A 12,666-nucleotide genomic window follows, 5' to 3' on the forward strand; every position below is an offset into this window, starting at 1 on the left:
CCTCACTGCGCCTCGCGCATGGCCTGGCCGAGGCCCTTCAGCATGTCGCCGACCACGTACATGGCGACCGAGCGCGTACCGATATGAACGTCGCCGGTCAGGGTCATGCCGGGGATCAGACGGAAGTTCGGCGGCACGCCGCGGAAATCGGTCCGCTCCACCGAGCATCGCGCCTTGTAATAGGCATCCACCGGCTGGCCGTTTTCGTCGATGGTGAAAGCGCCTTCGCTGACCCAACGGATCTTGCCCTCGGCGGTGCCGTGCTCGGCGAAGTTGAAGGCATCGACCTTCAGGGTGCAGAGATCACCCGGCCTGATGAATCCGATGTCCCGCGAAGCGATCTTAATCTCGGCATCGAGCCGCGTCTTCAGCGGCATCAGTGTGATGAAGGGATCGCCTTGCTTGAGCACGGAGCCGACCGACAGTTTCGCCAGAGTCAGCACGACGGACGGCTCGTCCGCCGTCAGGCGCACCAGATCCTGATGCTTGACTGCCTTATCGAAGGAGGCCTTGGCCGTGTCGAGTGAATTCTGTGTGGTGACAAGATCCTGGCTGAGCTGCGCGTTCCACTGCTCGACGAAGGCCCGACGATCGGCCTTCAGCGATTCGAGCTGATGCTGTGCCTCGACCAGGCTGTTGTGCGTATTGTCCATCGTGCGCAGCAGCTCGAGCCGCGCATCCTGCGAAATATAGAGATTGAGCTTCGACCCACTGCCGCTTTCGGCCAGCGTCGAGCGCATCGACTCGATCTTCTGCAGCACCTCGTCCCGCTGGGCGTAGCGCTCGTCATCCTTCTGCAGCTTCTGGATCGTCGCCTCGGTCTGGCTGATCTTAGAATCGAAGCTGGTGACCTGGGCGGCATATTGCGCCTTGCGTTGCTGATAAAGCGCCTTCTGCAGCGCCGCATAGCTCCTGAACTCAGGATCCTGCCGGTCCGGGAAGACCAGCGGCGTGTTGCTCAGCTCGGCCTTGTCGCGCGACACCTGCGCCTCGAGGCTCGCGACCTGCTGCTTGTACTGGGTGACGTCGGCGGATGCGAAGGTCGAGTCCAGGGTCGCGAGCTGTTGTCCCGCCTGCACCTGCTCGCCCTCGCGCACATCAATGGTCTTGATGATCGACGGATCGAGCGCTTGGAGCACGTTGATCTGATCAAGCGGCACGACCTTGCCACCGACGCTGGAGACGACGCGATCTAGCCGTGTCAGGCACATAATCCCCACCAGTGACAGCAAGAACGCGACCAGCACCCACAAGGTCGCACGCACGACAAGCGGGTCCGGCGCCTCGCGGATAGCGTCGGTCTCGGATTGGAACTGCCGGACGGTGCCAAGCGCAGGGACGTTACGAGACAAGGGTCGGCCCTCCGAAATTCGTGCGCGGCCGCCGCGCCGCCGGCAGGATATGGCTGTTCTGCGTGTGCCACAGGCCGCCATATATGTCGTTGCGCGCGAGCAGTTCCTCGTGCCGCCCGATGTCGTTAACCTCGCCACCGTTCAGCACCAGGATCGCGTCGCAATCGACCAGAGAGGACAGACGGTGCGAGATGATGATCATAGTGCGGCCATGCGCGATCCGCGAGATGTTGGCGTTCACTATCGCCTCGCTCTCGGCATCGAGCGCGCTGGTGGCCTCGTCCAGGATCAGGATCGGCGGATTGACGATCAGTGCGCGGGCGATCGCAAGCCGCTGGCGCTGGCCGCCGGACAGATTGGGCGAGCCTTCGTAAATATGAGTCTCATAGCCGCGCGGCAGCTTGTCGATAAACTCCTCCGCGCCCGCGAGCCGCGCCGCCCGCACCACGTCGTCGAAGGTCGCGTCCGGCTTGGCCGCGGAAATGTTCTCGCGGATCGTGCCGCTGAACAGAAAATTCTCCTGGAGCACGACCCCGATGTTGCGGCGGAGATGATCGACGTCATATTCGCGGACGTCGACACCGTCGATCTTGATCAGGCCGCCGTAGTCGGAATGCAGCCGCTGCAACAGCCGCGTGATCGTGGTCTTGCCCGAACCGCTCTTACCCATCACGCCCAGCGTCGTACCGGTCGGGATTTCGAACGAAATCCCGTTCAGCGCCGGCGAGACGGCGCCCTTGTACTTGAAGGTCACGCTGGAGAATTCGACATGGCCCTGAAGCGGCAATCGCACGCCGTTCCCCGATCGCCCCTCTTCCGCCGGCTGATTGACAAGGTTGCCGACGATATTAACGGCCGCTCGGGCTTCGTCGAACTGATTGACCAGTTGAGCCATCTGCATGAGCGGCGCCGCAACGCGCTGCGACAGCAACAGAAAGGCAAACAAGGCTCCGACATAGACGGGGTCCGAGGTTGTGATCGCGAGATAGACGCCGACGGCAAAAGACCCGCTTACTGCGAACCGCTCCAGCGGCTTGACGACCGACTGGATCATCACGCCGGCCATTCCCTCAGCCAGCCTTGCCTTCGCGACCCGGGCGACGTGGACGTCCCAGATATGCTTCTGGCGCGCATCAAGGGCCAGCGACTTAACGGTACGGATCCCATTCAGGTTTTGAACCATGAAGGCGCCCTGTGCACCCTCTGCAGCCAATACCGCACCAGACTTCTTGCGATAATAGGGAAGCATCAGGATCAGCCAGGCCGCTATGAGGCCCGCGAAGCCCAGGACGACAAAGGTCAACAGCGGGCTGAAAAAGAACATCACTGGCAGAAAGAAAATTAGCGTCGTGGAATCCAGAATAGTCCCGAACAACTGGCCGGCAAGAAAGGTCCGAACTCTGAAGATCTCGCCGCGCATATCGCGCGCGATCAGGCCGATCTGGTTGCGCTCGAAATAGTCGATCGGAAGATTGAGAACCTTGTCGAAGATGTAAGTCGAGAGCTTGACGTCGAGCCGCGCGGTCAGGGTATGTACGAGGTACTGGCGCAGGAAGAAGAACATCGTCTCGAAGGCGATAATGACCCCCATCGCAAGACACAGCACGTAAAATGTGTTGAACGCCTTGTAATAAATCACCTTGTCGGACAGGAGCCGCCAGAACATGATAGGCGCTAGCGCGAGCAAGCCGAGCACCAGCGCGGCCACGGCGACGTCGCGCACGATCCGCCGTTCGCGGAAGATCAGCGCGGTGATAAAGCCGAAACTGAACGGCTGAGTCTCATCGGAAATATCATAGTCGCGCTTGGCCAGCACAACCTCACCCGTCCAGACATCCTCGAGCCGGACCCGGTCGATTACAAGGAGCGCGTCCTCGCTGACATTCGGATCACGCAGCACGACGCGCGGGTTGTTCTCGTCGCCCTCCAGGCGCAGCAGCACCATCTTGCTGCCGTCCTTCAACGAGAGGATGGCGGGTAGCGCCTTCTTGAGATGGCTTAGCCCGTGCCAATCGAGATGGACAACCTTCGACCGCATCCCCGAATTATTGGCGCATTTGACGATCTCGGCCATCGTTACTTCGCCACCGCCGAGCACATTGTCGTGGACAAGTTGTGAGACCGTCAGATGCAAGCCGTGCTGGCGAGCAACGATGGCAAGTGCAGCCAGGCCGGTGGGTTCCCTGCCCTCGGCGGGACCGGAAATAGCGGCATCCTCGGCCGACGAAACATCGTTGGTCATGCAATCCTCTAGCAATTTCTAGCCCGCTATCGCTCCGTGTGCAGTGCGAAAGACCTTAGCGGTTTGAGGGCAGAAAACCAAATCGATTTCTTGATCCCGGCTGCCCTTATGCCGGAACTATCGAAGATCCTAAGTATATGAACTGAAATGTTTTTTCGTTTTTTCGAAGACCACGGCCGATTGAGGGTACACCTGTGGAACACACTTTGGTAGAACGCACCACAGCTCCTTCAGGTCTTAGCGGCAGCACGGCTGCGAAACACGCGTACGCGCCCGCTTCCACTGCGCGTAACACCTTTCGGCTCCGGAGCGTCCGCCGGTGTTGCAATGGGGACCGATCGAGCTGAAATCTGAGCTTGAGCTGCCGCCCTCCTCGTTGAGGCAATCTGGAGCCGCACTCCAACGAGAGGTTCTCGGCCCGTAGGACCCGAAACCACGATCCTTTGTCCGGTAACCTTCATTTGCGGCGAACCGAGGAAAATGGCGTCAGCAGAAATCTCATAACTATGAGCCGCCGGACCGAACACCTCAAAGGTCGCGCTGACAAGAGGGAGGGCCTTCCCTCGAGTTCCCGAAAATCCGCCAGCCTCGACGAACTCGGTTGGCCTCGACTCGCCCAGACCACCCACTCGAACCGAATGCCGCAAGCCAAAATTTTGAGGTCTTCCCGACCAATCGAAACCGAGGCCCTCAATCCTTGTCGGCGCTATAGGACCACCCAGCCATTCACCGAGCCCTACAAACGTATCGCCGCGACCAGCCAAGTGACCGAGAAGGCGAAGACCAGAAAGATCGATTTCCGCCTCTTCCAGCGCGGCCAGGCCAAGGGGGTCCGTGGACAGCGATGCCGACTGGATCCGTGCCCCGAGCGATCCTCCCGCCGAACGCGCACTCACCTCGACCTGAAGACGGGCAGGGACTGACAATCGAACCACGATGCTGGCGCCCGGGGACCACAACACCGGTTCCTCAACGTCTGGAGGCAACAGGAATTCAATCGAGCCCGCGCTCTGTGGATCAGCCGACAGGCTCACCTTCGGAGGCTGCGACGCGTCTTCGGCCGAGTCATAGCGGATCAGGAACAGGCCCTTCTGCAGATCAAGCGACTTCTGCAGGTTTGTCGATTTCATCTTATCCCCCGGCGAAATTCCTCTCATCATAGCGAAAGCATGGCATGCAAAGCAATATGCAGACCACACGGTGGCAAAAAGACCGATTTTAGCGTTAAATTGTGTCAGCTCTGCACGGCTGCGATTCCAGTGCTAGCATTGGCGGTCGGTGGCCGCCGCGAAGGACCCATGCAGAAAATTCTTTTTGTTCATAATAACTTTCCCGCGCAGTTTTTTCCGCTGAGCAAGGCGCTTTCCGGCCGGGACGACATCCAGATGGCCGCGATCGGGTCGCCGACCGCGCGCGCGATTCCCGGCGTATCCCTGAAGAAGTATATGATTCCCGAGGGCGAGCTCGCCGCGGCGCATCCCTTTGCGCGTCGGTTTGAGGCCGAGTGCCGCCGCGCCGAGCAGGTGCTCTATTCTGCTTCGAACCTGAAGCAACAGGGTTTCATTCCCGACCTTGTCGTTGCCCATCCGGGCTGGGGCGAGATGTTACCACTACGTCCGCTGTTTCCCGACGCACGCATCATTGCCTATTGCGAGTTCTACTATCGCGCCAGCGGACAGGATGTGGGCTTCGATTCCGAGTTCCCCGACATGGGCGTCGACGGCCATGTCCGCATTCACCTGAAGAACGCGGCATCGCTATTGGCTCTCGACGATGCGAACGCGGGTCTTTCGCCAACGATGTGGCAGCGCTCAACCTATCCGGCCGAATTCCAGAGCAAGATCGAGGTCATCCACGAGGGAGTGGACACGAAGGCTATCCGGCCGAGCGACGACGCCGCATTGACGCTGCGTTCGGGCAAGGTGCTGACGAAAGCCGACGAGGTCGTCACTTTTGCAACCCGCAGCCACGAACCGTTGCGTGGCTTCCACTGTTTCCTGCGCGCACTGCCTGCGATCATGGGGGCCCGCCCAAAGGCCCAAATCCTGATCGTCGGGGGTTCCGGCACACCCTACGGCTTGTCACCCCCAGACGGACAAAGCTGGCGCTCCTATTTCTTCCGCGAAATCGAAGGCAAGGTCGACACCAGCCGCATTCATTTCACGGAAGACCTGAACCGAGAGGACTTCCTGAAGGCATTCCAGATCTCGAGTGCCCACGTCTACTTCACCTATCCGTTCGTGCTGTCGTGGTCGCTGCTGGAGGCCATGAGCGCGGGCTGCCTCGTGATCGGCTCCGACACCGCTCCCCTGCGCGAGATCATCGACGGCAGCAACGGCCTCCTAGTGCCGTTTTTCGATATCGAGCAGCTCTCGCAGCGTGTGATTGAAGCCCTGGCCCATCCAAGACGCTTTGCCGGCATGCGTCGTGCCGCCCGAGAAACCGTCGTCAACCGCTTTGACCTCGAAACGGTCTGCCTGCCGCGCCTGATGGACTTCTATGGGATCGCAACCCAAGGCCGCGCCGCACGGCCAAAGCGTGCCGCCGCAATCCGCAAGCGCTAGAACCGATGGGCGCGGTGCCGGAAAGATTTGCAGCCCTCCTGGATCCCGAGCAACACCCCTCTGCGCTGGAGCGAGCAGCAATCGCAAATCTTTCCCGCGGCGAACTGGCCGAAGCGTTCCGTCTGGCCGACCGGCGCTGCCGCATCCTTCCCGTCGCCCAGGCACGCCATTATACCCTGCGCGCCGAAATAGCCCATCGGTCCGGCTTCATGGCCGCTGCGCTCAAGGATATCGCCAAAGCGCTCGAGCTCGCACCGGACGACCTCTCCGCCAATCGACGCCTGATGCAATGGGGCGATGACGAGCAGCGAGAAGCTGCCGCGCGTCGGTTGATCGAACGCGATCGCGATATGACCGTGCTGGGAGAGGCCGTCGCACGGTTGAAAGCTGAAGGCGAGACCGCATTGGGTGCGATCCACCGTGTGGGTGACAGCATCACGGGCTGGGCCGTTTGGCAGGGGCGCGGGCAAATGAGCTTGCGGATCGAGAATGGCGCCAAAGCTAGCTCCTACCCGGTCGAGAGTGATCCGCAGCACGTCCTCGCAGGCAAAGCCGAACACGCAGCAAGCTTCAGCGCGCCGTTTCCTTCGTCCACGACACGTCGGGTAGTGAGCCTGAGGTTTGGGCGGCGCACGATCGTGAATAGCGTCTTTCCGGCGCCGCTCGCTGCCCTTCCGGTCAAGCATGGCAAAGCAGTCGCGACGAAGTCGCTTGCTCGCACTAAGCAACGCGCCGTCGAAGTGACAGTGATCGTCCCAGTCTATGACGATTTCGAAGCGACCCGCGGCTGCCTCGAAAGCCTGACAAAAGCGATCGCGGGCGACGATCGGACCAAGGTGCTGCTGGTCGACGACGCCACACCGGACAGGCGGATCGCGGCGTTGCTTGATAGCGTTGCAAGCCTCGCCGACGTGCAGCTGATCCGCAATACCGACAATCTTGGCTTCATCGGCGCCGTCAATCGCGCACTCGATGCCGTACCAGCCGGCGACGTGATTCTGCTGAATTCCGACACTTTGGTGCCGAAGGGTTTCGTGAAGCGACTGCGCAAAGCGGCGCATTCATCTCCCGATATCGGAACGGTCACGCCGTTGTCCAACAATGGCGAAGCTACTAGCCTGCCGCTCCCATTCGCCCCCAACCCGCTGCTCTCACCCGAGGACATCGGGCGGCTGGACAAGATCGCCGCGCGCGTCAACGCTGACCAGGTGGTCGATATGCCGGACGGCATCGGCTTTTGTCTTTACATCACCCGTGCGTGTCTCGATGCCGTCGGTGGACTGTCCGACCACTATCATCGCGGCTACCTCGAGGACGTCGATCTTTGCCTCCGTGCGCGTCAGCATGGTTTTCGTAATGTCTGCGCATCCTCGGTCTATATGGGCCACTCCGGCTCAGCCTCGTTCAAGACCGAAAAGCGCGCCTTGGTTGTTCTAAATCTGGCGAGGCTTCGTTTGCGCTTTCCCGACTATCGCAATGAGAGCGCAACCTTCAAGGCGCTGGATCCGCTGAAGCACAGCCGGGGCGCAATCGAGCGCGAACTTATCGCCGAACGCAGGGGAACGACGCTCGTGTTATCCGGCGCCGGCGCGGTGATGCAGGTCGCCAAGCAGTTCGCTGTCAGGTCGGACCAGCCCGCTATTCTCGCCTCCCTCGACCGGGGCAGCGCCAAATTTATCCTGCGCGATGCGGGCTCGGACTTCCCGCAATCCCTCGACTTCCAGCTTCCAGCTGACGAGCACAGGCTGTTCGAGACCCTGACCGCGATAGCACCCCAGCGCTTGCTCATCGCTGATCCCGCCGATATACCCGCCATGTTGGTACGGCCCCTGATCGATCAAGGCGCGATGGTGGATCTCCTGGTCGCCGACGGCAGCCTGTGGTGTTCTCGGGGCGGCCTTGATCCACGGGGTCGGGTGTGCCCTGCCATCCTTCAGGATAAGGAATGCAACTGCAGCAGCGACACGTCCGGAAGCTGGTTGAAGTTTTTGACCCGCGACAGCCGCATCCTTGCGCCGGACGCCGCGGCCGAGGCCTTCTCGAGGCGGCGGCTGCCCTCGAAACTTGCGAAACAGGTAAGTCTCGTCGATTGTTCCGGGGTCTTCCACAAGCTCGAACGGCCGAGCGCCGTGACGCCGCGCGGCGAGGCACTTGGCGTGCTTCCTGTCGGCCTCTCGGCCCTTGATTTTGCCTTCATGCGCGATCTCATTCGGCGCATCCGGCAGGAGCGTCCCGAAACCGGAATTGTCGTGCTGGGTGAAACCCTCAACGATCTCGCCCTGATGGCGCTTGGCGACGTGGTGGTCACCGGTGCCGTCTCCGCCACGGACTTGCCTGGCACAGCCGCACTTCATGGTCTTGGCGGAGTTCTGATTGCCCGGCGCGCTCCATTGTTTGGCCACCCATTGGTGACAGCGGCCTTCGCCGAGCTCGACGTGCCGCTCGCTTTCTTTGACTGGTCGTTCGGCAAGGTCGTCGCGCACGGCGCCGATTTACCGATGACGCCCTCAAGCGAGGTCGTCGAAGCCGCGGAAGACCTGCTCGGCTGGAGCGCAAGGCAATGGTGAAGCTCCGCCGCCCTGCTCCTGCAAGCACGGATTCCGCTCCCCCTTCAGCTGCGCGTGAGTTTCGCTGCGAATTCGTCCGCACGGATGAAGCCAACTTCTCCGGCTTCATCTACGACCTGGGCGATCTCTCACGCCGACTGGTGGTCGAACTCCTGCTGGATGGCGTGCCTGTGCGGCTCGCCCGTGCCGAGACTTACGCGCCTGAACTTGCCGCCGAAGGGATTGGCGATGCCTGCTACGGCTTTTCCTTTGCATTGACGCCGGACATGCTGAACGACAGCAGGATCGCCGAGGCCCGCCTGGCCAATGGCGCGGAGGCGGTCGGTTCTTCGATTTCGCTGGATCAAGCCCAGGATAAAGCCACCGACAGCCGCGGCTTGGGCGCTGTCGAATGGATGGGCGGCTTGCGATTTCAGGGATGGGTGCGCTGCCCCCCTGCCGAGTCTCCGATGGTTCGCGCCGTCGTCAACGGCGAGCCCGTCGCGGAGGCCCGCGCCAGCGGCTTTAGCCATGTCGGCGGCATCGACAACGCCAATCTGGTTAAGGCCTTCGATCTCCATTTACCGACCGACTACGCAGATGGACGAGTGCGTCGCGCCCACTTTGTGACCGAAGATGAAGTGCAATTGACGGTAGCGCCCGTCACATTCGTCGCCTTTCCCGATGCGCTGGAGCGATTTTTCACTCGCTTTAGTGAGACAGATTCCGAGCGTCTGCGCGGCCGTATGCTCGATCGGCTATTGCCGGCATCAGCCCCTTTCACGGCTTACGAAGACTGGCGCACGCGCTGGGATTTCGAAATCCCGCAGTCGCCGTATTCCGGTTCGGGCCATTCCGCCGATCGCACAACTGCTGTGGTGCTTGTTGCAGGGGGGAGCGAGGACACCTCCTTGGAGAGCCTTGAGGCGCAACAGCACAACAACTGGGTCGCCGCCGCCCTGTCGCCCCTCGACGGACCTGGAACTTTCGATCTCGACGAATTGCACGAATTCCTCGGTCAAGATGCGAGCGAAGCCGAAATCGTAGTCTTCGCGCAGGCCGGGACAGTGTTCGGCAAGTCTGCGCTATCAGCACTCGTTGCAGGTTTTGCTACAGTCCCAGGCGCTCGCGTGGTCTACTGTGATGTGGAAATTGGCGAGGGGGCGCGTGCTTGGCCATTGCTTCTGCCGGCGTTTGACTATGAGCGGATGCTGGAGCAGGGCTATTGCACGCAACTGTTTGCGATGGACCGCGCCTCTGTTGAGGTCGCGCTGGAGGCCCGTCCAACCAATCTCTACCGTCTGCTCAACAGCCAGTTCGACGGCGATGAGGCTTTGGTCAGTCGGCAGGTCGCGCATGTACCTATACCGCTCGGACGCATCCCAACGCTGGATCTGGCCGCACACAGCCGTCTCTTGGCTAAGGCAAGCCACGCCCATTTGTCCGCACGCGGGGTCGCGGCAGAAGTAACCGCCCAGCGCGGCGCGCTGTTGCCTGCAGCCCGCGTAGCTCGAAGGCCGAATCCGCGAACACTCACGGTGATCATTCCAGTCCGTAACCGCAAGGACTTGCTGCAAACTTGCCTTGCGAGTATCGCACCAGCCCTTGCCAGTGTGCGCGCGCATGTTCTGGTCGTCGACAATGATTCGAGCGACGCCGACATGCTCGACTATCTCGAAGCGCTGAAGCAGAAGGGAACGCAGGTGCTCGCCGCTCCCGGCGCCTTCAATTTTGCGCGCATCAATAATCTCGCGGTCGAGGCTTGCGACAGCGATGACATCCTCCTGCTCAATAACGACATCAGGGCGATGGACTCCGCCTGGCTCGCCGAGATGCAGGGCCGACTATTGGAGCCAGACGTGGGCGCCGTCGGTGCGCTGCTGTTGTGGCCGAGCGGCATGATCCAGCATGCCGGCGTCGCGCTGGGTCCGAGCTTTGCGGCTCAGCACATCGGCAATGACCGGCTCGCCAGCGATCCGGGCTACGGCGACATGCTGAAGGTTGCGCGCGAATGCGGATCTGTGACGGCGGCCTGCCTGTTGACCCGTCGCAGCGACTATCTGTCGGTGGGCGGTCTGGACGAAGTGCGCTTTCCAGTGAACTTCAATGATGTCGACTATTGTCTGAAGCTGCGGAGTATGGGCAAGCGCATCGTATGGACGCCGGGAGCCCGGCTCTACCATCACGAATCGGCCAGCCGCGGCCGGGACCTGGCGGGCGACAAGGCCGCACGTTTTGAGCGTGAGCTCCGGAACCTCCGCAACAAATGGGGGGGGCATCTGCTCGAGGACCCCTATTACAACCCCAATCTGTCGCTCGACCCGGTGCCGTTTTCTGCCTTGGCATGGCCTCCGCGCGCTCGGACGCCCCGGGTCAATTTGTCACCTGAAGCGGTCGAACTCCCGCCCGGATTTTAATCGATGATATTGAAAATTAACGCAATTTTCCTTAGCTGCTCCAAGCACTGTTTAATTCAAATAGGATCATTAGCGTCTCCGCATCGCCCCCGGACAAGGAATAAGGAAGTAGGCAAACGTGTTTGTAGGTAAGCCGCAGGGTCCAGAAGCCATTCGTTTTGCAGGTTCGATGCAATGCTGAAAAAAGTTCTCAACGCCGGAAGCGGCCCCGTCAATCCGGAGCGCTTACAACTTACTTTCCGCAATGGCGGTTGGCAGGAGGTACGCATGGACGTCGATCCACGCGTCGCCCCGGACATCGTGGGTTCGCTCGAGGACCTGAGTCAGGTTGCCGACAGGACTTTCGATGCGGTCTACTGTTCTCACAGCCTCGAGCATCTTCACCCCCATGACGTCCGTTCTGCCTTGCGTGGCATCGCTCGTATCCTGAAGCCCGATGGATTCGCCCTCATCACGTCGCCGGATCTGCAGCCGATCGCAGCTCTCGTCGCCAACGGCAAGGGAGAGGAAGTCGCCTACCAGTCCCCGCTTGGACCAATTACCGCCCTCGACATGATCTACGGACACGCAGCGTCCATCGAGAAGGGCAACGTCTACATGGCGCACAATAGCGGCTTTACGGAAGAAACGATCGCACGTTTGCTCCTTGAGGCCCGCTTCGAGGAAGTGCTGGTCATCAAGGGCAACTGCTACGATTTCTACGCCCTCGCCTTGATGCCTCGGGCCGCAAAAACTCAGATCCTAGGCGAGTTGCATAAAGGCGGGCTCAATTTCGCCGAGTAAGCTCGAGCACTGGATGCAATCAGGGCGACAAGTAGCCCTGAAAGGGCTCATCTAAGTAATCGGCGAGCCGCTGACTGGCACAAGCCAACTGAATTATGGCTGGTCAGGTCGCCGTCAGGTTCCGAATATAGGCTGAGTGGCGGCTGGGAGTCGCAACGCCACCCGGCATTAACTGGTTTGATTGCGCGGTTGCCCGGCGCCCGATAGGACTCGCCAGACCAGACCGGAGCAGTACGATGCCCGATGCACCACAACGTATCCGTGTCGCCGCTGTGCGACCAGTTGCCAGTCACGATGGAAAAGATGTGACGATTTCGATGGAGACCGATCAGAACGGTACCATCGAGGCAGTCTTTTCGCGCGAACTCCTTGTGGAGCTTGCCAACCAACTCAGCCAGGTCGCTCGGCAGTCGGGAGCCAAATCGCAAACGACCGTCGTGCCGCGGAGGATCACGGTCGTCAAAGACCATCGATCGCCTGACACATTCCTCCAGATGGAGATCAACGAGACGACGACTTTCAATATGCCAATCGGACCGCGGATGCTTTCGACTTTAATTGATGGCCTGGACCGGGCCCGCCGTGTGATCCCGCCTCTTCCAACCAGGCAATGACGCGCGCCCTTTGCACAATTTCTTGTTCTACAACGTTCATCCGACCAAGAGCTGCCTGAGGACCGGATAGAATTGAGATCGGGGCAAGCCCGATTTCAGATTTCTCGCATTGCCACCGTCGTACGCATACGACGAAGGCCGCCTGATT

The 12,666-nt window shown here is 60.7% G+C and carries 8 protein-coding genes; 5 read left to right on the forward strand and 3 right to left on the reverse strand.

Annotated elements, in window-relative coordinates:
• Window positions 1-2 precede the first annotated feature (2 nt).
• The 3 genes from IVB47_RS29310 to IVB47_RS29320 all read right to left on the reverse strand — a co-directional run bounded on the left by IVB47_RS29310 (window position 3) and on the right by IVB47_RS29320 (window position 4,724).
• Window positions 3-1,352, reverse strand: a complete 1,350-nt coding sequence (locus IVB47_RS29310; RefSeq protein WP_247466611.1) for an HlyD family type I secretion periplasmic adaptor subunit — start codon at window positions 1,350-1,352, stop codon at window positions 3-5.
• Window positions 1,342-3,594, reverse strand: coding sequence for a peptidase domain-containing ABC transporter (locus tag IVB47_RS29315; protein WP_247466613.1), 2,253 nt, complete (start codon window positions 3,592-3,594; stop codon window positions 1,342-1,344). Before IVB47_RS29315 ends, IVB47_RS29310 begins: the two co-directional genes overlap by 11 nt.
• 230 nt (window positions 3,595-3,824) lie before the next feature.
• Window positions 3,825-4,724 carry a hypothetical protein gene (locus tag IVB47_RS29320; RefSeq protein ID WP_247466616.1) on the reverse strand — a complete coding sequence of 300 codons (900 nt, stop codon included), beginning with the start codon at window positions 4,722-4,724 and terminating at the stop codon, window positions 3,825-3,827.
• 138 nt (window positions 4,725-4,862) lie between these two features.
• Here IVB47_RS29320 and IVB47_RS29325 point away from each other — a divergent pair, with 138 nt between their 5' ends.
• The 5 genes from IVB47_RS29325 (at window position 4,863) to IVB47_RS29345 (ending at window position 12,518) form a co-directional block, all read left to right on the forward strand.
• Window positions 4,863-6,158, forward strand: coding sequence for a glycosyltransferase (locus tag IVB47_RS29325; protein ID WP_247466619.1), 1,296 nt, complete (start codon window positions 4,863-4,865; stop codon window positions 6,156-6,158).
• A 5-nt stretch (window positions 6,159-6,163) separates the two neighbouring features.
• On the forward strand, window positions 6,164-8,725 hold the full coding sequence (locus IVB47_RS29330) for a glycosyltransferase (protein ID WP_247466621.1): 2,562 nt from the start codon (window positions 6,164-6,166) through the stop codon (window positions 8,723-8,725).
• Window positions 8,719-11,121 (forward strand): glycosyltransferase family 2 protein, encoded by a 2,403-nt coding sequence (locus tag IVB47_RS29335; RefSeq protein ID WP_247466623.1) that lies wholly within the window; start codon window positions 8,719-8,721, stop codon window positions 11,119-11,121. Before IVB47_RS29330 ends, IVB47_RS29335 begins: the two co-directional genes overlap by 7 nt.
• A 174-nt stretch (window positions 11,122-11,295) precedes the next feature.
• A complete protein-coding gene (locus tag IVB47_RS29340) occupies window positions 11,296-11,904 on the forward strand; it encodes a class I SAM-dependent methyltransferase (protein WP_247466626.1) in 609 nt (202 codons plus the stop codon).
• A 236-nt stretch (window positions 11,905-12,140) separates the two neighbouring features.
• Window positions 12,141-12,518: a hypothetical protein gene (locus IVB47_RS29345; protein ID WP_247466629.1), complete on the forward strand. Its 378-nt coding sequence runs from the start codon at window positions 12,141-12,143 to the stop codon at window positions 12,516-12,518.
• The last annotated feature ends 148 nt before the right edge of the window (window positions 12,519-12,666 follow it).

Origin of the sequence: Bradyrhizobium sp. 62 (assembly GCF_023073035.1) — a bacterium.
GTDB lineage: Bacteria > Pseudomonadota > Alphaproteobacteria > Rhizobiales > Xanthobacteraceae > Bradyrhizobium.

Excerpts from the sequence above, each read along its gene's own strand:
- IVB47_RS29340 (WP_247466626.1), top strand. The coding sequence starts at position 11,296 with ATGCTGAAAAAAGTTCTCAACGCCGGAAGCGGCCCCGTCAATCCGGAG.
- IVB47_RS29345 (WP_247466629.1), top strand. The coding sequence starts at position 12,141 with ATGCCCGATGCACCACAACGTATCCGTGTCGCCGCTGTGCGACCAGTT.
- IVB47_RS29335 (WP_247466623.1), top strand. The coding sequence starts at position 8,719 with ATGGTGAAGCTCCGCCGCCCTGCTCCTGCAAGCACGGATTCCGCTCCC.
- IVB47_RS29315 (WP_247466613.1), bottom strand. The coding sequence starts at position 3,594 with ATGACCAACGATGTTTCGTCGGCCGAGGATGCCGCTATTTCCGGTCCC.
- IVB47_RS29320 (WP_247466616.1), bottom strand. The coding sequence starts at position 4,724 with ATGAAATCGACAAACCTGCAGAAGTCGCTTGATCTGCAGAAGGGCCTG.
- IVB47_RS29330 (WP_247466621.1), top strand. The coding sequence starts at position 6,164 with ATGGGCGCGGTGCCGGAAAGATTTGCAGCCCTCCTGGATCCCGAGCAA.